This is a genomic window from Candidatus Pelagibacter sp. HIMB1517, from assembly GCF_052047895.1.
GTDB lineage: Bacteria > Pseudomonadota > Alphaproteobacteria > Pelagibacterales > Pelagibacteraceae > HIMB114.
On the sequence record NZ_JBNAIW010000009.1, the window covers coordinates 15,803 to 37,579 of the forward strand.

Sequence of the window (21,777 nt, forward strand, 5' to 3'; positions counted from 1 at the left end):
AACTCTAAGATGTAATTAACAAGATAAATTATTCTACGGTAACTGACTTTGCTAAATTTCTAGGTTTATCAATATCGTAACCTAAAGAATTTGCAGCGTAGTAAGCAAGTAATTGCAATGGGATCGTTACAAGAAAAGGGAAAAGATCTTCTGAAATTGTTTCAACTTGAATTTTTTTCCATAAATTTTCAGAACTTATTTCATCTGTACTTTTGTTCGATATTAATAAAACTTTACCACCTCTAGATATTACTTCCTGCATATTAGATACGGTTTTTTTATAGAACTCATCACGTGGGGCAATCACAACAACAGGCATCCCATTTTCAATTAAAGCTAAAGGACCATGTTTCATTTCTCCGGCTGGATAACCTTCGGCATGAACATAAGCAAGTTCTTTAAGCTTTAATGCACCTTCCAGTGCTATTGGGAAAGAATATCCTCGTCCTAAAAACATTGAACCTTTTGCTTTAGAAAAATCTTTAGAAGCTTCTTGAATTTCACTCTCGCATTTTAAAGTGCCTTCAATTAATTTCGGAAGCTCTAAAAGATTATCAATTTTTTTACTATAATCGTTTTTAGAAATTTCATTTCTCAAAATAGACAGTTTTAATGTTAATAAATATAATACTAGTAATTGGCCTAGAAATGCCTTTGTAGACGCGACACCAACTTCTGGTCCACAATGAATTGGCAAAACATAGTCTGAGTCTCTTGCAATCGAACTTTCAACAACATTTACAACAGAGCAAGTTTTCATTTTATTTTTTACACATAAATCTAAAGCTGCATAAGTATCTGCGGTTTCACCTGACTGAGATACAAAAATGTATAATTGTGAGTTCTTAAATTTATTTTTTCTATATCTAAACTCAGAGGCAATATCAGTTTCAACTTCAATATCAGTTAATTGTTCAATCCAATATTTAGCCATTAAACAAGAATGATAAGCGGTTCCACATCCGATTAACTTAATACTCTCTATTTTTTTACTATCCCACGGGAAATTAATGATATTGATTTCCTTGTTAATTTTATCGATATACTCTTTTAAACAAGATTTAATTGTATCTGGCTGTTCATGAATTTCTTTTGCCATAAAATGTTTAAAATTACCTTTGTCATAACCTTGATCATCAGTTGAAACCTCTAATACCTCTTTATTAACTTTTTCACCTTCAGAATTAAAAAACTCAACTTGATTTTTATGTATAAAACAAAACTCACCATCATTAAGATAACTGACTTTATTCGTCATTGTTTTTAAAGCGTAAGAATCTGAACCTAAATAATTTTCATTTGGTCCATAGCCAACAGCTAATGGAGAACCTCTTCTCGCTCCAACAATAATATCTGGAAAATCTTTGAATATAATTCCAAGAGCAAAACTTCCATGTAATCTCTTTAGCATTTTTAATATTGAAGTTTTTAAATCATTTTTTTTTAAATATTCTGTAATTAAGTGAGTAATAACCTCAGTATCTGTTTGGGATTTAAATTCATGACCAGCCCTAATTAAATGTTTTTTTAATAAAGTTGAATTTTCAATAATACCATTATGAACTACAGATACTTTTTCTGATGAATGAGGATGGGCATTAATTTGGCTTGGCTGTCCGTGGGTTGCCCATCTAACATGACCAATACCAATAGGTCCGTCATTTTTATTCTTTAAAATTATATTTTCTAAGCTCTCTACTCTACCTTCGCATTTTGTTTCGTTAATGAAGCCATCTTTAAGCGTTGCCACTCCAGCTGAATCATATCCTCTATACTCTAATTTTTTTAGAGAATTTAATATAACTCCAGTTACAGGCTTGCTGCTATTTATTCCTACAATTCCACACATTTTATTTTTTTATTTCTTTTTTCTTAAATTTCTTTGCTCAGCTCTTGTTAATGCCAAACTATTATCTTTTACACTTTTACTAATTGAAGAGCCTGCGCCAACTAAAGAATTTTTACCAATTGTAACTGGGGCAATTAATGACGTATTTGAGCCGATAAATGCTGAGTCCTTAATAGTCGTTTTAAACTTATTTTTACCATCATAATTACAAGTAATTGTTCCTGCTCCAATATTAACTTGCTTTCCAACCGAAGCATCTCCGATATATGAAAGATGATTTACTTTTGATCCATTGCCTATTTTAGATTTTTTTATTTCAACAAAATTTCCAACTTTTGAATTATCCTCTAAAATTGAACCAGGTCTTAATCTAGCGTAAGGACCAACCTCAACTTTATTTTTAATCTTTGCGTCTTCCAAATGACTAAAAGATTTTATAATTACATTGTTGCCTATGGTTACTTTTTTTCCTATCACTACAAATGGCTCTATTTTTACATTCTTTCCAATTTTAGTATCTGATGACAAATAAACAGTACTAGGATCAACAAACTTAACACCTTGTTTAATAAATTTTTTTCTCAATCTATCTTGCATAATTTTTTCTGCTTCTAGTAATTCGATTTGGTCATTTACGCCAACAGCATTTTTCTCGTTCTGGGCTAAAACTAAGTTAATTTTAAGGCGATATTGCCTCGAAAGCTTAACTATATCAGTTAAATAGTATTCTTTTTTCCTGTTTTTATTATCTATTTTTTTTACAAGATTTAATGATTGGTTATCAAAAGCTATTATTCCAGAATTGCATGTTGTTAATTTCTTTTGCCTTGAATTGGCTTCTTTAAATTCAATAATCTCACTAACTCCATTCTTATTATGAATAATAATTCCATATGACTTGTTATTTTTTTTTTCAAAACCCAATAAAACTAAATTACTTTTTTTAATCTTGTCATACATTAGTTGAATGTCTTTGCTTTCAACGAGTGGGTTATCACCATACAAAACTAACAATTTTTCACTTTTTTTAATTTTAACCTTGTTTAAAAAAACTTGAACTGCGTGGCCAGTACCTAACTGAGGATTTTGAATTAAAAAATTTTCTTTTGGAAATAATTTTTTAACAAATGTCATTTGTTTATTTATTAAAATAAAAACTTTTTTTGGCTTTAATAATTTAGACTGGTCCAAAACATGCTCTAACATTGTTTTTTCATTGAGCTTGTGAAGAACTTTTGGCAATTTAGAATTCATTCTAGTTCCCTTGCCTGCAGCAAGAATAAGGATATTTAGGTTATTTGCCATAAGTGATTGTGTAATATACTAATATGAGTCAGTATTAATTCACAAATTGTTACTTAATTAATTGATGAAAAATTGTTTAGTTTTTGACCTTGATGGTACTTTAGTAGACACCGCTCCAGATCTTATGACGGCTCATAATTATGTCATGAAAAAATATGGTTATGAAGAAAAACCACTAGAAAGTATTAGGCATTTGGCAGGTCGTGGAGCTGCAGCAATGTTAATTAGATCAATCGATGCTCAAGGAAACTTGATTAAAAAAAATCCAATTGATCCTCAAACTCACAAGCAAATGACCGATGATTTTATATCTTTTTATAGAAAAAATATTTCCGGGCATTCTACAATTAGAAAAAATGTAATCTCTCTATTAGATTGGTGTAAAGAAAAAGATATTATTTGTGCAGTCTGCACAAATAAAAGAGAAGATCTTGCAATTAAACTTTTAAAAGAAATTAATCTTTATAAATATTTTGACTATGTTGCAGGTGCAGATACATTTGATTATAGAAAACCAGATCCAAGACACCTTACTGATATTTTAGATATTTTGGATATTGATAAAAAAAATTCTATTATGCTAGGAGACTCTGAAACAGATGCAAATACCGCTAAAGCAGCAAGGGTGCATTTTATTCTAATTAACGATGGGTATACTGAACAAAAACTAGAAGATATTCATCATGATCATTTAATTGAAGATTTTGAGGTAGTTAAGCAGATAGCGTCAAATTACCTTACTATTAAATAATTATTATTAAAATTATTGTAGTATAAACCGCACATGCATTTTGTAGAAAAAAATCCTACTGAAAAAAAAGCTGAATTTGCAAACAAATTAAAAAGCGGAAAACTTTTACGTTTTCCTGGTGCTTATAATCCTTTAGTCGCAAAATTAATTGAACAAATCGGATATGATGGAGTTTATGTATCTGGTGGCGTTATGGCTAATGATTTGGGTTTTCCAGATATCGGACTTACAACATTAAATGATGTAGCAAATCGCTCACATCAAATAGCAAGAGTAACAAACCTTCCGACGATTATTGATATTGATACGGGATTTGGTGAAGCAATGAATGTCTCAAGAACTATTCAAACTATTGAAACTTTAGGTGTTTCTGGATGTCATCTTGAAGATCAAACTAACCCTAAAAGATGTGGTCATTTAGATAATAAAGAACTCGTTTCAACCGAAGATATGGTTAAAAAAATAAAAGCAGCAGTTGATGCTAGAGTTGATAAAAATTTTTTAATTATTGCTAGAACTGATGCAAATGCAGTTGAAGGCTTAGATAAAACAATAGATCGTTGCAAAGCTTATGTTGATGCTGGTGCTGATATGATTTTTCCAGAAGCCATGAAAGATGAGAGTGAATTTGCAAAAATGAGAAAAGAGTTAAAATGTTATCTTTTAGCTAACATGACAGAGTTTGGAAAATCTAAACTTTTAACAAAAGAAGAACTAGAAAACCTTGGTTATAATTTAGTTATATACCCAGTAACTACACAAAGATTAGCAATGAAAAACGTAGAAGATGGACTTAGACAAATTTTTGAAGAAGGACATCAAAATAATGTTATTGATAAAATGCAAACTAGAAAAAGACTTTATGAAGTAGTTGATTATGAAAAATATGGAGAATTTGATCAATCAGTATTTAATTTTTCACAAAAAGGACATGAATAATGAGCGATGAAATTAAAAAAGGCTTAATTGGTGTTATATCTGATGAAACAAAAGTTTCTGAAGTAATGCCTGAAATTAATTCATTAACTTACAGAGGTTATACAGTTCAAGACCTATGTGCAAAATGTAAATTTGAAGAAGTAGCTTACTTATTACTTCATGATGATCTTCCGAATTCAAAACAACTAGAAGATTTTGAAAAAGAAGAAAGAGCAAATCGACCTATATCTGAAAATTTAAAATCTATTATCAAAAACTATCCAAAAAATGCTCATCCAATGGATACGACAAGAACATCAGTTAGTCATATGGGGTTAGAGGATCCTGATGCTGCTGACAACTCTAAAGAAGCAAACATGAGAAAATCAATGAGACTTTTGGCTAAAATATCTACAGCTGTCGCAGCAAACTTCAGAGTTAGAAAAGGACAAGATATCATTGATCCTGATCCAAAATTAGGATTTTGTGAAAATTTTTTTAATATGTGTTTTGGTAAAGTGCCAAGTCCAGAAGTTGTGAAGGCGTTTGATGTTTCAATGACTTTATACGCAGAGCATAGTTTTAATGCCTCAACTTTTACATCAAGAGTAATCACAAGTAGCTTATCTGACCTTCACGGTGCAGTGGTTGGTGGAATAGCAAGTTTAAAAGGACCATTACATGGGGGGGCAAATGAAGCTGTTGCACACATGTTAAATGAGGTTGGATCTCCTGATAAAGCTGAAGAATTCATATTAAACAGAATTAAGAATAAAGAATTAATTATGGGATTTGGTCATAGAGTTTACAGAAACGGAGATTCTAGAGTCCCAACTATGACTGAATATTATCATAAAACTGCGGAGTATTATCAAAACAAAGAATTGCCTGAGATTTCAAGGATACTTGAGGAGACGATGCTTAGAGAAAAAAATATTAAGCCAAATTTAGATTTTCCAGCAGGTCCAACTTATTATTTAATGGGTTTTGATATTGATTTCTTTACACCAATTTTTATTGTTTCAAGAATTACAGGTTGGTCAGCACATATTATGGAGCAATTTGAAAATAACAAATTAATCAGACCTCTTTCAAAATATACTGGCGCACCACACAGAAAAATTGAAAAATAACACTTTAGATTTAGAAAAATACCTTTGGAAAAAAAGGTTAATACTCATAAACAAAAATCACTCTAAAATTAAAGAAATAAAAGATGAAATCAAAAATAATAAAGTTAAACTTTCTTCATATAAAATTGAAAGCATTTTCATTCAAAATGAGTTTAAATCACCGATTACATTAATAGGATTAGATGGCTTAATAAAACTTGAAGAAGAAGATCTAAACTTAAATAAAATATTTAAACTCATATCATCAATGCCAATGGCTAATTTTTGATGTTATTCTTTTTATATATTGGAGCGACTTGAGAAAATATTACTGCAAAAATAATAAGGAATATTCCAAAGATTTTAATCTCATTTAGAAATTGATCTAAAATAATCCAGCCTGCTAATGCTGCTATAGCGCCTTCCAAAGAAAAAATAATAGCAACTGGTGCTGGGCCTAAATTTTGCTGACTAAATATTTGAAGCATAAAAGCAAAGCCGCTAGATAAAATACCAACGTATAAGATTTCTTTATATTCTAATAAAATATTTGCAAAAATTACCTCTTCAAAAATGAGTGCGGGTAAAAAAGTAAAAATTGAACCAATTAGGCATTGTAGAGCCGCAATTGTAATTGGATAATTAAAAATTCTTAGAAGTTTTGAAATAAAAACTATGTGAAAAGACCAAAAAAGAGCATTAAATAATGCAATACTATCTCCTAATCTTACCACAACATTATCAAGCTCAGTTAAGAATAGACCTCCTAATAAACATGTAAAAATTGAAGGCCACACGGACCAATGAATATTCTTTGAGAAAAAAAAATAAGAAACAAATGGAACAAAAACGACATACAATACAGTAAATACAGCAGTATTTGCTACATCAGTATAAAGCAAAGCATATTGTTGAAGAGCATTGCCATAAGCAATTAAAAAACCGATAAACAAAAGATAAATAAAAACCTTTTTAAAATCATGCTTGTCTTGTTTTATTTTTTTAAAATCAATTATTATTAAAAATGGTAATAAAGTTAAAAAACCTAAAAATAATCTAGCTGAAGTAAACGTAAGTGGACCAATATGATCCATGCCCATATCTTGTGCAACAAATGCTGTACCCCAAATAAATGATGTTATTAAAGCACATAATAAAGAAAATAATTTTTTATTCATTTCGCTAAAAAAACTTACCGATCTTTAAAAATGTAAGCAAAGCGATAAAATTTTTTTTCAACTTTTAGAGTGTTTTTCTTACAAAAATCATTAATTGCAGAACTAACCTCTTTTATTTCAAAGTTTTCGCAGTAATCGTCACATAAAATATGAGAATTTTTTGGTAATTTTTGCATAAGTATATTCAAGTCACTATTTACTGTTTCATAGCTGTGACCACCATCCAAAAAAACAAAATTAATTTTTTCCAAAGGAATTGTATTTAAAGTCTCTTTTGTATCACCTTTTACTAACTGAATATTGTTTGAAAATTTTTTTAGGAATTTTGAAACACTTTCCAAAGAATTTAAATTTTCTTTAAGAATATAGTTATAGTAGATTTTTTTTAATGGGTTTGAAAAATTTTGATTTTTTAAAAATTTAGGTTCAATTTCATCAATATTATTTTGTTTTTCTGAACCAAAAAGATCTAATCCGAAATAAGAAAAGTTATTTTTATGATTTTTATTTAAAAGTTCGCAAATATTCCTTGCTGTTACTCCACAAAATACACCAACTTCTAGAACATTTTTTGGGTTAATAGAATTTAAGAAAGACAAAAACTGGTCTCCGAAAGGTTTTTTGAGACCAGTTTTTCTCCAATAATTTTTATATTTCAACTTACCTTGTGAAATCGAATGCTTCAACCCACGAACCTTTTGTAGAAGCTTTTGAATATTCTGTTGCTCTACCTTCAAAGAAGTTCATGTGCTCAACACCATTCAACATGGTATCAATCCATTCTAGTGGATTTTCTTTAACATCATAAATTTCATCCAGCTTTAACTGAACTAATCTTCTGTTTGCAATCCAACGGATGTAATCTTTAATTTGTTGAGCTGTTAATCCTTCAATTGGACCCATTTCAAATGCAAGATCAATAAAAGCATCTTCATGCTCAACAATTGTTCTACAAGCGTCTGTGATTTCTTTTTTCAAAGACTCATCTAAAAGACCCGGGTTCTCAGCGCAGAAAGTATTAAAGATTTTGATCATTGAATTACAATGCAAAGTCTCATCTCTTACTGACCAAGTTACTACCTGCCCCATTCCTTTCATTTTATTAAATCTTGGGAAATTTAATAAAATTGCAAAACTTGCAAACAACTGAAGACCTTCAGTGAAAGCTGAGAATACTGCAACTGTTTTTGCAATCTCTCTTTTATTATTTACATTAAAGTTCTGCATGTAATCATACTTATCTTTCATTTCTTTATACTTTAAGAAAGCTGAGTACTCAGACTCTGGCATTCCAATTGTATCAAGTAAATGAGAGTAAGCTGCAACATGAATTGTTTCCATTGAAGCAAATGCAGTCATCATCATTAAAACTTCTGTAGGCTTAAATACCGTTGTGTAATGTCTTAGGTAACAGTTATTTACCTCAACATCAGCTTGAGTAAAAAATCTGAATATTTGAGTTAAAAGATTTTTTTCATGAGCTGTTAGATTCTTTTGCCAATCTCTAACATCCTCAGCTAATGGAATTTCTTCCGGTAACCAGTGTATTCTTTGTTGGGTTAACCAAGCGTCATAACACCATGGATATCTAAATGGTTTATAAACTGCTTTTTCTTTTAATAATCCTTCGTTATCACAATACCCATCGTAATAACCTGATTTTTCTTCTAATTTAGGTGCTACTGACATGATAAACACTCCTCGTAATCATTTGTTTGTTGGTTTTCTTGATTTTTTTGCTTTTTAGTTTTTGCAAAACTTGTATTCACAACTTCAGCTCTTTGGATTGATTTAGATCTGCAATAATAAAGGCTTTTTAATCCTTTTTTCCAAGCTTGATAATGAATCTGGTGAAGGTCCTTTTTATGAATATCAGCAGGTATAAACACATTAAGTGATTGAGCCTGAGATATATAAGGTGTTCTATCTGCTGAATGATCAATTAACCATCTTTGGTCAATTTCAAAAGCAGTTTTAAATACATCTTTTTCATCTTGAGATAAAAAATCTAGATGTTCAACTGAACCTTGGTTTGTTGTAATTGAAGACCAAACTTCATTTGTATCTTGATTGTACTTTTGTAAGATTTTTTTCAAGTATTTGTTTCTAACATTAAAAGAACCAGATAAAGTTTTGTGCGTATAACTGTTTGCTGCTACTGGCTCAATTCCTGGCGATGCTCCTCCGCAAATAATTGAAATAGATGCTGTTGGTGCAATTGCAGTTTTATTAGAAAATCTTTCATTAATTCCATACTCAGCTGCATCAGGACAAGGTCCTCTTTCTTCAGCTAATTTTTTTGAAGCAGCGTTAACTTCTTTGTCGATGAACTGAAACATTTTTTTATTCCAAACTTTAGCCATAACAGACTCGAGTGGTATCATGTGTCTTTGCATGTAAGAATGAAATCCCATAACTCCAAGTCCAACACTTCTTTCTCTCATTGCAGAATATTTTGCGTCTTTGAATGATTCAGGTGCACGATTAATGAAATCAGATAAAACGTTATCTAACATTCTCATTATATCTTCAATAAATCCAGGTTCATCTTTCCATTCGTCATAATTTTCCAAATTTAAAGACGACAAACAACATACCGCTGTTCTATCTTTTCCGTACTTATCAATTCCAGTTGGTAGAGTTATCTCGCTGCATAAATTTGATGTCTTAACAGTAAGACCAGCAAGTTTATGATGCTGAGGTATCATTCTATTAACAGTGTCAATATAAACAATGTATGGCTCACCTGTCTCAACTCTTGCAGTTAATAATCTAATCCATAAATTTCTTGCTTTAATTGTTGATTGAACTGTACCGTCATATGGACTCTTTAAAGGCCAGTCAGCATCAGTCTCAACAGCTCTCATAAACGCATCTGTCACGAGTACACCGTGATGCAAATTTAAAGCTCTTCTATTCGGATCTCCACCAGTTGGTCTTCTCATTTCAATAAACTCTTCTATCTCAGGATGATCAATCGGAAGATAGCATGCTGCTGAACCTCTTCTTAAAGAACCCTGACTAATTGCAAGTGTTAAAGAGTCCATTACTTTGATAAACGGAATAATTCCCGAAGTTTTTCCCACTCTTCCAACTTTTTCTCCAATAGCTCTAAGGTTACCCCAGTAGCTTCCAATTCCACCACCTTTTGCAGCAAGCCAAACATTCTCGCTCCACAGATTTACAATCCCATCTAATGAATCTGCAGCTTCATTTAAAAAACACGAAATAGGCAAACCTCTTGATGTGCCTGCGTTTGAAAGTACAGGTGTTGCTGGCATGAACCATAATTTAGAAATATAATTATAAAGTCTTTGTGCATGAAGATTATCATCAGCATAAGTTGCGGCTACCCTTGCAAATAAATCTTGATAAGACTCGTTTTCACTTAAATATCTATCTGTTAGAGTTGCCATACCAAAATCAGTTAGATTAGCGTCACGTGATCTATCGATCTTGATAGTGATTCCTTCTTCGTTTTGAAATAATTCAGTGTCGTTTGAAAGGCTAAATAGGTCTGGCCTCTTCAAATCAGCGTTGATTTTGCTAGATTCTTCTACAATTTTGTCCTTGTTTTCTTCCAAAGCATTCTTGATAGCCAGAGCGATGTTATCTTGCATTTTTTAGCCTTTTTGTTACGTTTTTATGTAAAAACAACTATATGTTGTGTCTATAAAGCTTGAGTATACTAATTGTATGTTCCAAGCAAGAGAACATAATATGAACTTATAAATAAATCAATAAGAAAATTAAGGCCTGTTAATTATTGGCTTTCAAAATAACTGCTAATTCATTAATGGTTTCTTATGTCTGATTCTACTATCCACATTAATCACAATGGGTTCAGAGAATACGATGCTAGATGGCTTTATCCTGACGACATCAATCTAGCTGGAATTAAAAATTTAGGCTGCGGATTGGGTTCACAAATTATTTCAGAAACAAAAAAACAAAACCCAAGAGTTGTGGTTGGATATGATTACAGGTCTTACAGTGAAGAAATTAAAGATTCCTTAACTGAAGGTTTAATCTCAACTGGATGTCATGTTGAAGATTTAGGACTGTCTTTATCTCCAATGGCGTACTTTGCGCAATTTGAATTAGAAGCTGACGGTGTAGCAATGGTTACAGCAAGTCATAATGAAAATGGATGGACAGGAGTTAAAATGGGTATTGCAAAAGGCTTAACCCATGCTCCTGAAGAAATGCAAGATCTAAAAGAAATTGTATTAAATAAAAAATTTATATCAGGTAAAGGAAGTATTAAAAAAATAGAAAATTTTATTGATGTTTATAAAAAAAATTTAATTTCAAAAAACAAAATACAAAAAAAAATCAAAGCAGTTGTTGCATGTGGTAATGGAACTGCCGGAATATTTGCTCCAGATATCTTAAGAGGTATTGGATGTGATGTGATTGAGATGGACTGTAACCTGGATTTTACATTTCCAAAATATAACCCTAATCCAGAAGACCTTGAAATGCTTCATGCTATTTCAAAAACAGTAAAGGAGAATAATGCTGATGTTGGATTTGGTTTTGATGGCGATGGAGATCGTGTTGGAGTCATTGATAATAATGGTGAAGAGATATTTTCTGATAAAATTGGATTATTAATCGCAAGGAACTTAGCTCCTCAATATCCTAATTCAAAATTTGTAATAGATGTTAAATCAACTGGTCTGTTCTCTCACGATAAAATTTTGAAAAAAAATAATTGTGAAACTATTTTATGGAAAACTGGTCATTCGCACATAAAAAGAAAAGTTAACAAAGAAAAAGCACTCGCAGGTTTTGAAAAAAGTGGTCACTTTTTCTTTAATCAACCATTAGGTCTAGGTTACGATGATGGAATTAATTCTGCAATACAAGTTTGCCACTTATTAAATAATCAAAACAAAAAAATGAATGAAATTATTAATGAACTTCCAAAAACCTTTCAAACACCAACAATGGCTCCTTTTTGCAAAGATGAAGAAAAATACCAAGTTGTTGATGAGCTAGTTAAAAAATTTATAAAATTTAAAAATGACAAAGTATTAGTCGATGGTGAAGAGATAAAAGATGTATTAACAGTAAATGGCGTAAGATTTTCTTTAAGCGATGGATCCTGGGGTTTGATAAGAGCTTCATCAAACAAACCTTCTTTAGTTGTAGTTACTGAAAGTCCAACCTCAGATAAAAGAAAAAAAGCAATCTTTAATTTTATTGATAAATATTTGCAAGAAACTGGGAAGATTGGTGAATACGATCAAAAAATTTAATTAAATAATTTTTTTTAATTTAGATAATATTTTTTCTAATTCTTTTTTTGGATACGGCTTTGGTTTGGTAACCCAAACTGGTAATGGCCACGTTGGATCTTTTTTATGCCGTGGAATTATATGAATATGTAATTGAGGTATGATATTTCCAACTTTTTCTACGTTTAAATTATTGCATTTAAAATGTTGTTTCATTTTTTTACTACAATGTTGGATTTCATTTAAAAGTTGGATTTGATCTTTTTTATTTAAATCTAGAATTTGAGATACACTTGCTCTTTTAGGAATTAACATTATCCATGGAAATTTAGAATTATCGTGAAGCCTTACATGGCAAAGCTTTAATTCCTTAATAAAATAGCTGGTTTTATTAAATTTATTATTAAGCTTAAACACTAAGCTACAATTCCTCGTGTTTTGTAATCTTTAATTTCTGTGTCTGAATAACCAAAATTCAGCAAAACCTCGTCTGTGTGTTCTCCAAAAACAGGGGCTCCTGTACTATTTTCAATTTTTGTTTTTGAAAATTTAATTGGCATACCAATAGCTTTAGATTTTCCAGCTTTTTTATTTTCTACTTCTATAATCATCTTTCTATCTATTGTGTGAGGATCATTATGCATTTCAGTTATTGAATTAATTGGGCCGCATGGCAAACCTTCTTTGTCAAAAATATCTATCCATTCTTTAGAAGTTTTTTTTAAAATTTCTTTTTGAAGAACTTCAACTAAAGAAGTTAGATTGCTCATTCTATTATCGTTACTGTTAAATCTTTCGTCTTCTTGTAACTCTTCTTTATTTAAAGCTTTGATTAACCTTAACCAAGTTTTTTGATTAGATGCTCCAACTGTAATCCAATTATCTTTAGTTTTAAAAGCTTGATAAGGTGCTGTAAGAGGATGTGCCGAACCTAATGGGCCTGGTGATTTACCTGTTGCAACCGCAATCGCAGATTGCCAATATGTATGAACAATACCCGCTTCAAATAAAGATGTATCTACCCTTTGACCTTCTCCAGTTTTTTCACGATTAATCAACGCAGCCAAAACACCCGTTGCTCCAAGAATACCAGCGGTGATATCTGTAAGTGGAGCTCCAACCTTCATTGGAGGTTTGTCTTTACTTTCACCAGTAATACTCATCAAACCACTCATGCCTTGAGCAACTAAATCAAATCCACCTTTGTCAGAGTATGGACCTGTTCTTCCGTAACCTGATATTTCACAATAAACTATTTTTGGGTTGATTTTTTTTAACTCATCATAACCAATACCAAGCTTTTCCATCGTTCCTTTTCTAAAATTTTCTATAACAACATCAGATTCTTTGATCATTTTTTTTAAAATATTAATTCCATCTTTTTCTTTTAAGTTTATTGCAATCCCTTTTTTATTTCTATTCATCATCATATATGCAGATGCTTCACCGTTAATATCAGGTGGCAAAAACCTTCTCGTATCATCTCCACCTGGTATTTTTTCTATTTTAATTACTTCTGCTCCAAGATCTGCAAGCATTAATCCGCATGTTGGTCCAGCCATGATTTGAGCAAGTTCTAAAACTTTTACTCCTTGAATTGGACCGGGCATTTTATTTATTTTTAAATTTTGGTTTTGTTTTTGTTAAAAAAGATTTGTAACCTATTTGAAAATCTTTTGTATCATAGCATTTGTAACCAAGATTATTTAACTTACTCGTGACTTTTCCAGTTTTTAGAATCTCTTTTGCAAATTGTTTGTGCCACCTTGCTACTTTTGGTGCACCCTCACAAATTAGTTCAGCGGTTTTATACGCTTCTTTTTCAACATCTTCATCTGGAACAACTTTATTTACTAAATTTTTTTCATAAGCTTCTTTGGCGCTCAATATCCTTCCTTCAAGTAAAATTTCCATAGCTGTTGAATAATTAGTTATACCAAGTAAAGCTTGCAATTCTTTTGCTGCCATAGTTAAGCCTAGTCTTTTAATTGGAACTCCAAACCTTGAAGATGTTCCACAAACTCTCAGATCACAACATGCTGCAATTTCCATGCCACCACCAACACAAATACCCTCGATTAAAGCAACAGTTGGTATAGGACAATCCTGAATAGCTCTTAAAGTGCCGTGTAAAAAAACTCCATATGCTTTAGCTAATTTACTGTTAGATCTTTCTTTTTCAAACTCTCCAATATCATTTCCAGGTGAAAAGGATTTTCCACCTTCTCCTCTAATCACAATACATCTTAAATCTTTAATCTTACTTAATTTTTTAAAGACTTTTCCCAGCTCTTTCCACATGGGTTTGGTTAATGCATTTAATTTTTCAGGACGGTTTAGAGATACTTCTAAAATATGTTTATTTATCTTTTTTTTCTTAATTAAAGTCATTTATGATCTGTAAAAATACTCAACTAAAGTCATTGGTACTGCTGGGATATAAGTAACAACCATTAACAAAAATAATAAAACACCTATGAACATGATGTTTGCTCTTGTCACCTCCCAAATATCAGCTTTTGCAACTGAACATGCTGTAACTAATACGCTGGCTACTGGTGGGGTTTGTTGACCGATAGCTAAGTTTAAAGTTACGATAATTCCAAAGTGTACTGGATCAATTCCAACAGCATTTACTAGTGGCATCACTATTGGGACAGTTAAAATAATTGCAGCAGCAGAGTGTAAAAATAATCCAATTACTAATAAAAATACGTTTAATATCATTAAAACAAAATATTTATTATTTGTTATTCCAATAATAGATTCTGCAACTTTTTGTGGAATCTGCTCAATCGTTAAAAATTCACCAAGAAGAACAGATGCTCCAACTAATAACATTACTATTGCCGTTTGAGTTGCTCCTTCTGATGCAGCTTTATAAAAACTTTTCCAGTTTAATTCTCTATGAATAAAACCTATAACTAAAGCCGCCAAAACTGCTAACCCAGCACCTTCTGTTGCGGTAACTACACCGCCAAAAATTCCACCTAAAATTATTAATGGCAATGTAAATGCTAATCCAGCTTCTTTTGCGGTTTTTTTAAGATTTTGAATATCGAAAGCCTCTTCTACGGGTAAATCTTTTTTACGAGCATAGATATATGCTGCTAGCATCATTAAAAATCCACCTAAAATTCCTGGAATAATTCCAGCAACAAATAACTGAACAACAGAACTTTGAGCCATTACCGCATATAAAATCATTGGAATTGATGGGGGAATAATTATTGCAAGTGAAGCTGAAGATGATGTCACCGCTGCAGAAAAAGCACCAGGGTAACCTTTCTTTTTCATTGCAGGAATTAAAATAGAACCAAGAGCCGCAACATCTGCCACAGCCGAACCTGAAATTTCAGCAAAAAACATTGAAACAGCTATATTAATCATACTTAATCCACCTTTGATAAAACCAACTAAGGCAGATGCGAATGCAATTAATCTTCTTGATATACCTGCGGTATTCATAATTGATCCCGCTAAAATAAATAAAGGAATTGCAATTAAAGGAAATTTCATCGTTCCGTCATAAAGAACAATTGCGGTATCTATTAAAAATGATGGACCTTGGTTAACTACCATTGCAATAACTGTTGTAATTGCAATACCAACAGCAATTGGCACATTAATACTTAATAAAAATAACAGTATGGAGAACATAATAAGCAACATCATAATTTTATTTCTTTGCCTCCATTACTCTTCTCCTCCTACGATTTTACCTTCCATCATTTGTTGATAGCTATCTTTAAAATTTAATGTCTCAGATAAAATAAATAATATTGATGCGACTGGAATAACCGATTGAGCTAGTGGTTGCGGAAACCAATCTAGTGTTGTTAATGTTTCACCTTGTACGATGAACATCACTTTAAAACCATAATAGGTTAATAAAACAAAAAAACTGTAAACGAATAATTTTGATAAAAAGAATAAAGGTTTTCTAATGTGTAATGGGAAAGATTTTAAAATACTTGGTACGCTAATGTGGCCACCTTTTAATGCCGCATAAGCAGAGCCATAATAAGTTAACCATGCTAATTGCATAGATGCTACTTCGTCATACCAAGTCAAAGCGTGACCTGCCCATCTAAAACTAACACCCAAAATAACAACAGCAGCCATGGCAACCATCATTACAAATAAAACAAATTCTAGAGCTTTATCGTATTTTTTTTTAAATTCTTGAATGTTCATTAAAAAAAACCGGCCCTAAGAAAAGGGCCGGCTCCTTTAAAATTACTTATTTAGCTAGACCAGAAACTTTTTTAATTAACGCGTTTCCTGTTCCAACTTCGTCACCAAACTGTTTGTAAACAGCAGCACTTCCTTTTACAAAAGCATCTCTATTTGCAGTGTTAACCTTAACACCAGCATCTTTAATTACTTTTAATAAAGAAACTTCAAGTTCCGCTGCTCTTTTATATACAAACTTTTGAGTGTCTTGAGCTGCTTGTTCAACAATTTTTCTCACATCAGCTGGAACTTTGTTCCACTGATCTTTGTGAACCACAACATAAGCAGGCGTATAAACGTGGCCTGTAATAGATAAGTATTTTTGCACTTCTTGGAATTTCGCACTAGCAATCTGCGCATATGGATTTTCTTGACCGTCCATAGTTCCAGTTTTTAATGCAGTAAATACTTCAGAAAAAGCCATTGGAGTTGGGTTTGCACCGTAAGTTTTAAACATTTTCACTCTCCATTTAGACTTAGGTGTTCTTAATTTAATACCATTTAAGTCTGATGGAGTATTTATTGGTCTTTTGTTATTAGTGATATGTCTAAAACCGTTTTCCCATACAGCTAAAACTTTGTATCCAGTTTTTGCTTCTAAATTTTTGAAGATCCCTGGTAACACTTGTTTTTCAACTTTAGCCATATGGTTTCTGTCTTTGATCATGTAAGGCATATCAAATACACCAAACTCATCATGTACAGATGACATAACTGATGAAGGTAATGAGAAGTTAACAGTACCTGCTTTAACTTTTTGAAGTAACTGTTTATCTTTTCCTAATTGAGAAGATCCAAAAGTTACTACTTTACCCTTTTTTCCTAATCTTTTATTTGCAAGATTTTTAAAATGTTCAGCTGACTCATGAAACAAAGATCCTGGTTTACCAACGTGACCAAACTTTAGCTCGACACCACCGTGTCCACCTGCGTGTACCACTGAAGATAAAAAAAGAACTGAAACAATTGTCGCGAACAATGTTTTAATGTTTTTCATTATTCCCCCTATTAAATTATTTTCTTAATTTTAGTAAATATTATAGGGGATTACTAGTGATATATTTTGATTATTTGGATAAATAATCCAGAGCAGCTAATATTCCACCCTTTTTGAATGGGACTCCTGCTTTTGCTAAACCCATCTCAACTCCTGCTAAAGTTCCTGACAACATCAAGTCATTAAAGTCACCTAAATGACCTATTCTAAATACTTTACCTTTGATTTTATTTAATCCCATACCAAGAGACATGTTGTAATTATCTAAAATAACTTTTCGCAGTGCGTCAGCATCATGACCTTCTGGCATCATAACTGCTGTTAAAGAATTTGAATACTCTTCGGGATTTTTACAAAGAATTTCTAATCCCCAAGCTTTTACTGCAAGCCTTGTTGCTTCTGCATGTCTTTTGTGTCTTGCAAAAACATTTTCTAAACCTTCTTCAAGAAGCATGTTGATTGCTTCATCTAATCCGTAAAACATATTTGTTACAGGAGTGTAAGGAAAAAAACCATTTTTATTATTATCCAACATTGGTTTCCAGTCCCAGTAAGATTTTGGTAATTTAGAATTCTTATAAGCTTCCAATGCTTTTGAACTTATTGCATTAAAAGATAAACCAGGTGGTAACAATAAACCTTTTTGTGATCCTCCAACAGTAACATCTACTTTCCATTCTTCATGTTTATAATCAATAGAAGCGAGAGAAGAAATAGTATCAACCATAAGTAATGCAGGATGATTTGCATTATCCATTGCTTTTCTAATTTCGCCAATTCTACTTGCAACACCAGTTGAAGTTTCATTGTGAACTACAAAAACAGCTTTAATTTCTTTATTGGTGTCTTCTTTTAATTTTTTTTCAACGATCTCTGGGTCGGCTCCAGTTCTCCAATCACCTTCAACAAAATCACCTTTTATTTTTAATTTCTCAGCAATATCCCACCACTTGGTTGAAAACTCTCCAGTCTCAAACATCAATACTTTATCACCTTCATTTAAAGTATTAACAATCGCAGCCTCCCAAGCTCCTGTTCCTGACCCTGGATAAATAATTACTGGTTCAGATGTTTTGAAAATTAATTTAATTTTATCTAAAACTCTTTTGGCAATTTCAGCAAATTCAGGTCCTCTATGATCAATTGTTGGGTAATCCATAGCCCTTAAAACTCTATCAGGTACATTCGTTGGTCCTGGAATCTGTAAAAAATGTTTACCCGGTTGAAAAGAATTTGATTTAGGCATATGGCCTTATATGTTAAGGGAACTTATTTAGCAATTATGAAATTTAATGATCAACAAGCAGAAAAAATAGGAAAAGAAGTCCAAGGACTTGTTAAAGGCAAAGTACTCTTTGATCCGTTTTCAAGAGGTCGATACAGCACTGACTCTTCTTTATATCAGATTAAACCTATCGGTGCAGTTTTAGCTAAAGATCATAATGATGTTTTAAGGCTAATGGAATATTCTCAGAAAAATTCAATTCCTTTACTAGCAAGAGGAGGTGGAAGCTCACAATGCGGGCAAACTGTAAGTGAAGCTATTGTATTAGACTACTCAAAACATCAAAACCAAGTTTTAGAACTTAACGTAGAAGAAAAATATGTTTGGGTTCAGCCTGGAATTGTTCTCGATACTTTAAATTCTTATTTAAAACAATTTGGTCTTTGGTTTCCAGTAGATGTATCTACAAGCAGTAGAGCAACTATTGGAGGAATGACGGGCAACAACAGCTGTGGCTCAAGATCTTTATATTATGGGAATATGGTTAATAATGTTCTTGCTGTTGAAGCCATATTAGATGATGGAACTATTCATACTTTTGAGGACATTAATAAAAACTACCTTGAAGCAAAAAATGATCAAAATAGACAATATGAAATTATTAAAAAATTTTTAGATCTTAGAGAAAATGTTAAAGATGATATTTCTCAATTTTGGCCCCAAACACAACGAAGAGTTGGCGGATATAATATAGATTTAATCAATCCGGATGGCTTTAATACTTCTAATATCTTAGTCGGTTCAGAGGGAACATTATCATTATTTAATAAAATTAAACTTAAACTTTCACCAATTCCAAAACAAAAAGTTTTAGGTGTTTGCTATTTTGAAAGTTTTGCACAAGCTATGGAATTAACAAAAGAAATGGTAACATTAAAACCTACCACTGTAGAACTTTTGGATCATAATTTAATTGATCTTGCGAAACAAATTCCAATTTATGCAGAAAGTATAAAAAAATATATTTTAGGTAATCCAGAAGCAGTTCTTATGGTAGAATTCATTGATGATGATTTAGATCTTGCAAGGTCTAAATTAAAAGATTTAGAAAGTTTAGTCAGAGCGCAAAATTCAAATAACAATTACAAAAGTTATGAAGATTTATCAGACCAAAAAGAAATTTTTGAAATTAGAAAAGCAGGCTTAAATATTTTAATGTCTTTAAAAGGAGACAAAAAGCCAGTCGCTTTCATTGAAGACTGTGCAGTAACTTTAGATCATTTAGCTGATTACACATCAAGATTAAAAGATGTTTTTGCAAAATATAACACGAGCGGAATGTTTTATGCTCATGCTTCAGTTGGCACTTTGCATGTAAGGCCTGTACTTAACATGAAATCAGATCAAGATATTAAAAATATGAAAGCAATTGCTGATGAAGCATTTGATATGGTTAAAGAATACAGAGGATCACACTCTGGAGAGCATGGTGATGGAATTGTTAGGTCTGAGTTTCATGAAAAAATGTTTGGTAAAAAAATATTAAATGCTTTTGAAGAAATCAAAGATACCTTTGATAAAAAAAACTTATTAAATCCTCACAAAATTGTAAGAGCATATAAATCAGATGATAGATCTTTGATGAGATATAAATCTGATTACAAAGCAGAAAATATTTCAACTCATTATGATTGGTCTGATTGGGGTCAATTTTCTGATGCGGTAGAAATGTGTAACAATAACGGGGCGTGTAGAAAATTAGACTCAGGAGTAATGTGCCCTTCTTACAGAGTCACCAAAGAAGAAAAAGATTTAGTGAGAGGAAGAGCGAATACATTAAGGTTAGCATTATCTAATCAATTACCAGAGGGATCATTTGTTTCAAAAGGAATGTATGAAACAATGGAACTATGTGTAAGTTGTAAAGCTTGTCAGAGAGAGTGCCCGATGTCTGTAGATATGGCTAAAATGAAGAGTGAATTTTTATCACACTATTACAAAAAATTTTCAATGAGTATTAAAGATAAAGTAATTTCAAATATGCCAAAACTAATTTGGTTATTAAAAATTTCAAATCCAATTGTTAATTTTTTAAACAAAGTTCCTGTTATCAATAACATCATTGAATGGTTTGGCTTTTCATCAAAAAGATCTCTACCGATTGTTGAAAATCAAAGCCCTCTTAGAGAAATTTATAATTCTCAGCCAAATTTAGAGAAAAAAGTAATTTTGTTTGCTGATACTTTTAATATTAATTTTGAAATAAAAAATCTAATGTATGCAATTCGAGTTATAAATAAATTTGGTTATCAAGCTATCATACCGAGTTTTCAAAATGATAATTTGAATAGACCTCTTTGTTGCGGAAGAACATATATTTCTATGGGTCAACTAGATAAAGCTAGAAATGAATTAGAAAGGTTTACGAGTTATATAAATGAAAATGGATATAATGAGCTTCCAGTCATTGGTATTGAGCCGTCGTGTTTATTAACATTTAATGATGAGTTTAAATCTTTTTCAAAATTAAATGGTCGAGATAAAATCAAAAATAGTTTTTTATTGTTAGAAGAATTTGTTTTAAATGAAATGAATAATGGTAATCAAATCAAACCCAAAGATTTTGATAAAAAAGTCCTCATCCACGGACATTGTCATCAAAAATCACAAAATAGAACCAAAGGTCTTACCGGTTTGCTTAATGAATTAAACATTAAAAACTCAATGATTGATAGCAGTTGTTGTGGAATGGCTGGATCCTTTGGATATAGCTCAAAGCATTATGATGTTTCAAAAAAGATGGCGCATCTCACTTTGATACCTGCAATTAATAATTCAACAGAAGATGATTATGTTGTTGCTAATGGCACAAGTTGTAGACATCAAATATCAGATTTTTCTAATAAAAAACCAAAACATATTTCTGAACTATTATTTAATTTATTTGAAACAATAAATTAAAA

The 21,777-nt window shown here is 31.4% G+C and carries 19 protein-coding genes; 6 read left to right on the forward strand and 13 right to left on the reverse strand.

Features of this window, described 5'->3' with window-relative positions:
• Positions 1 to 28 precede the first annotated feature (28 nt).
• Positions 29 to 1,849 (reverse strand): glutamine--fructose-6-phosphate transaminase (isomerizing), encoded by a 1,821-nt coding sequence (gene glmS / locus ACTTAT_RS05100; RefSeq protein WP_440679444.1) that lies wholly within the window; start codon positions 1,847 to 1,849, stop codon positions 29 to 31.
• 9 nt (positions 1,850 to 1,858) lie between these two features.
• Positions 1,859 to 3,154 (reverse strand): bifunctional UDP-N-acetylglucosamine diphosphorylase/glucosamine-1-phosphate N-acetyltransferase GlmU, encoded by a 1,296-nt coding sequence (gene glmU, locus ACTTAT_RS05105; protein ID WP_440679443.1) that lies wholly within the window; start codon positions 3,152 to 3,154, stop codon positions 1,859 to 1,861.
• Positions 3,155 to 3,218: 64 nt separating this feature from the next.
• Between glmU and ACTTAT_RS05110 the strand changes: the two genes are divergently transcribed.
• Genes ACTTAT_RS05110 through ACTTAT_RS05125 form a run of 4 tightly spaced genes read left to right on the forward strand, consistent with a single transcriptional unit; the run spans position 3,219 to position 6,224 of the window.
• Positions 3,219 to 3,905, forward strand: coding sequence for an HAD-IA family hydrolase (locus tag ACTTAT_RS05110; RefSeq protein ID WP_440679442.1), 687 nt, complete (start codon positions 3,219 to 3,221; stop codon positions 3,903 to 3,905).
• Positions 3,906 to 3,938: 33 nt separating this feature from the next.
• The gene (gene prpB, locus ACTTAT_RS05115; protein WP_440679441.1) at positions 3,939 to 4,844 is read left to right on the forward strand and encodes a methylisocitrate lyase; all 906 of its coding nucleotides are present in this window, start codon (positions 3,939 to 3,941) and stop codon (positions 4,842 to 4,844) included.
• Positions 4,844 to 5,956, forward strand: coding sequence for a bifunctional 2-methylcitrate synthase/citrate synthase (locus tag ACTTAT_RS05120; protein ID WP_440679440.1), 1,113 nt, complete (start codon positions 4,844 to 4,846; stop codon positions 5,954 to 5,956). Before prpB ends, ACTTAT_RS05120 begins: the two co-directional genes overlap by 1 nt.
• Positions 5,946 to 6,224: a hypothetical protein gene (locus ACTTAT_RS05125; protein ID WP_440679439.1), complete on the forward strand. Its 279-nt coding sequence runs from the start codon at positions 5,946 to 5,948 to the stop codon at positions 6,222 to 6,224. The genes ACTTAT_RS05120 and ACTTAT_RS05125 overlap by 11 nt, the downstream gene beginning before the upstream one ends.
• On the opposite strand, the gene ACTTAT_RS05130 is transcribed toward ACTTAT_RS05125, so the two are convergent.
• The 4 genes from ACTTAT_RS05130 to ACTTAT_RS05145 are packed head-to-tail and all read right to left on the reverse strand — an operon-like array spanning position 6,214 to position 10,733.
• Entirely contained in the window at positions 6,214 to 7,113 is a 900-nt protein-coding gene (locus ACTTAT_RS05130) for a DMT family transporter (RefSeq protein WP_440679438.1), read from the reverse strand. The two genes, ACTTAT_RS05125 and ACTTAT_RS05130, sit on opposite strands and share 11 nt — an antisense overlap.
• 14 nt (positions 7,114 to 7,127) lie before the next feature.
• Positions 7,128 to 7,799 (reverse strand): class I SAM-dependent methyltransferase, encoded by a 672-nt coding sequence (locus ACTTAT_RS05135; RefSeq protein ID WP_440679437.1) that lies wholly within the window; start codon positions 7,797 to 7,799, stop codon positions 7,128 to 7,130.
• The gene (locus ACTTAT_RS05140; protein ID WP_009360059.1) at positions 7,774 to 8,802 is read right to left on the reverse strand and encodes a ribonucleotide-diphosphate reductase subunit beta; all 1,029 of its coding nucleotides are present in this window, start codon (positions 8,800 to 8,802) and stop codon (positions 7,774 to 7,776) included. Before ACTTAT_RS05140 ends, ACTTAT_RS05135 begins: the two co-directional genes overlap by 26 nt.
• A complete protein-coding gene (locus ACTTAT_RS05145) occupies positions 8,793 to 10,733 on the reverse strand; it encodes a ribonucleoside-diphosphate reductase subunit alpha (protein ID WP_440679436.1) in 1,941 nt (646 codons plus the stop codon). The genes ACTTAT_RS05140 and ACTTAT_RS05145 overlap by 10 nt, the downstream gene beginning before the upstream one ends.
• A gap of 186 nt (positions 10,734 to 10,919) precedes the next feature.
• Between ACTTAT_RS05145 and ACTTAT_RS05150 the strand changes: the two genes are divergently transcribed.
• On the forward strand, positions 10,920 to 12,377 hold the full coding sequence (locus ACTTAT_RS05150) for a phosphomannomutase/phosphoglucomutase (RefSeq protein ID WP_440679435.1): 1,458 nt from the start codon (positions 10,920 to 10,922) through the stop codon (positions 12,375 to 12,377).
• Here the strand turns inward: ACTTAT_RS05150 and ACTTAT_RS05155 are convergent, their stop codons facing one another.
• The 7 genes from ACTTAT_RS05155 to ACTTAT_RS05185 all read right to left on the reverse strand — a co-directional run bounded on the left by ACTTAT_RS05155 (position 12,378) and on the right by ACTTAT_RS05185 (position 18,835).
• Positions 12,378 to 12,773 carry an HIT family protein gene (locus tag ACTTAT_RS05155; protein WP_440679986.1) on the reverse strand — a complete coding sequence of 132 codons (396 nt, stop codon included), beginning with the start codon at positions 12,771 to 12,773 and terminating at the stop codon, positions 12,378 to 12,380.
• Positions 12,773 to 13,966 (reverse strand): CaiB/BaiF CoA transferase family protein, encoded by a 1,194-nt coding sequence (locus ACTTAT_RS05160; protein WP_440679433.1) that lies wholly within the window; start codon positions 13,964 to 13,966, stop codon positions 12,773 to 12,775. The genes ACTTAT_RS05155 and ACTTAT_RS05160 overlap by 1 nt, the downstream gene beginning before the upstream one ends.
• Before the next feature lies 1 nt (position 13,967).
• Complete coding sequence (locus tag ACTTAT_RS05165; RefSeq protein ID WP_440679432.1) at positions 13,968 to 14,747, reverse strand: enoyl-CoA hydratase/isomerase family protein; 780 nt, start codon at positions 14,745 to 14,747, stop codon at positions 13,968 to 13,970.
• Positions 14,748 to 16,031 carry a TRAP transporter large permease gene (locus tag ACTTAT_RS05170; RefSeq protein WP_440679431.1) on the reverse strand — a complete coding sequence of 428 codons (1,284 nt, stop codon included), beginning with the start codon at positions 16,029 to 16,031 and terminating at the stop codon, positions 14,748 to 14,750.
• 21 nt (positions 16,032 to 16,052) lie between these two features.
• Complete coding sequence (locus ACTTAT_RS05175) at positions 16,053 to 16,553, reverse strand: TRAP transporter small permease (protein WP_440679430.1); 501 nt, start codon at positions 16,551 to 16,553, stop codon at positions 16,053 to 16,055.
• Between the two features lie 46 nt (positions 16,554 to 16,599).
• Entirely contained in the window at positions 16,600 to 17,589 is a 990-nt protein-coding gene (locus tag ACTTAT_RS05180; protein WP_440679429.1) for a TRAP transporter substrate-binding protein, read from the reverse strand.
• A 70-nt stretch (positions 17,590 to 17,659) separates the two neighbouring features.
• Complete coding sequence (locus ACTTAT_RS05185) at positions 17,660 to 18,835, reverse strand: pyridoxal-phosphate-dependent aminotransferase family protein (protein WP_440679428.1); 1,176 nt, start codon at positions 18,833 to 18,835, stop codon at positions 17,660 to 17,662.
• Here ACTTAT_RS05185 and ACTTAT_RS05190 point away from each other — a divergent pair, their 5' ends adjacent.
• Positions 18,836 to 21,775 carry an FAD-binding and (Fe-S)-binding domain-containing protein gene (locus ACTTAT_RS05190; RefSeq protein WP_440679427.1) on the forward strand — a complete coding sequence of 980 codons (2,940 nt, stop codon included), beginning with the start codon at positions 18,836 to 18,838 and terminating at the stop codon, positions 21,773 to 21,775.
• Positions 21,776 to 21,777: the final 2 nt, after the last annotated feature.

Excerpts from the sequence above, each read along its gene's own strand:
- glmS (WP_440679444.1), bottom strand. The coding sequence starts at position 1,849 with ATGTGTGGAATTGTAGGAATAAATAGCAGCAAGCCTGTAACTGGAGTT.
- glmU (WP_440679443.1), bottom strand. The coding sequence starts at position 3,154 with ATGGCAAATAACCTAAATATCCTTATTCTTGCTGCAGGCAAGGGAACT.
- ACTTAT_RS05110 (WP_440679442.1), top strand. The coding sequence starts at position 3,219 with ATGAAAAATTGTTTAGTTTTTGACCTTGATGGTACTTTAGTAGACACC.
- prpB (WP_440679441.1), top strand. The coding sequence starts at position 3,939 with ATGCATTTTGTAGAAAAAAATCCTACTGAAAAAAAAGCTGAATTTGCA.
- ACTTAT_RS05120 (WP_440679440.1), top strand. The coding sequence starts at position 4,844 with ATGAGCGATGAAATTAAAAAAGGCTTAATTGGTGTTATATCTGATGAA.
- ACTTAT_RS05130 (WP_440679438.1), bottom strand. The coding sequence starts at position 7,113 with ATGAATAAAAAATTATTTTCTTTATTATGTGCTTTAATAACATCATTT.
- ACTTAT_RS05140 (WP_009360059.1), bottom strand. The coding sequence starts at position 8,802 with ATGTCAGTAGCACCTAAATTAGAAGAAAAATCAGGTTATTACGATGGG.
- ACTTAT_RS05145 (WP_440679436.1), bottom strand. The coding sequence starts at position 10,733 with ATGCAAGATAACATCGCTCTGGCTATCAAGAATGCTTTGGAAGAAAAC.
- ACTTAT_RS05150 (WP_440679435.1), top strand. The coding sequence starts at position 10,920 with ATGTCTGATTCTACTATCCACATTAATCACAATGGGTTCAGAGAATAC.
- ACTTAT_RS05160 (WP_440679433.1), bottom strand. The coding sequence starts at position 13,966 with ATGCCCGGTCCAATTCAAGGAGTAAAAGTTTTAGAACTTGCTCAAATC.
- ACTTAT_RS05165 (WP_440679432.1), bottom strand. The coding sequence starts at position 14,747 with ATGACTTTAATTAAGAAAAAAAAGATAAATAAACATATTTTAGAAGTA.
- ACTTAT_RS05170 (WP_440679431.1), bottom strand. The coding sequence starts at position 16,031 with ATGATGTTGCTTATTATGTTCTCCATACTGTTATTTTTATTAAGTATT.
- ACTTAT_RS05175 (WP_440679430.1), bottom strand. The coding sequence starts at position 16,553 with ATGAACATTCAAGAATTTAAAAAAAAATACGATAAAGCTCTAGAATTT.
- ACTTAT_RS05180 (WP_440679429.1), bottom strand. The coding sequence starts at position 17,589 with ATGAAAAACATTAAAACATTGTTCGCGACAATTGTTTCAGTTCTTTTT.
- ACTTAT_RS05185 (WP_440679428.1), bottom strand. The coding sequence starts at position 18,835 with ATGCCTAAATCAAATTCTTTTCAACCGGGTAAACATTTTTTACAGATT.
- ACTTAT_RS05190 (WP_440679427.1), top strand. The coding sequence starts at position 18,836 with ATGGCCTTATATGTTAAGGGAACTTATTTAGCAATTATGAAATTTAAT.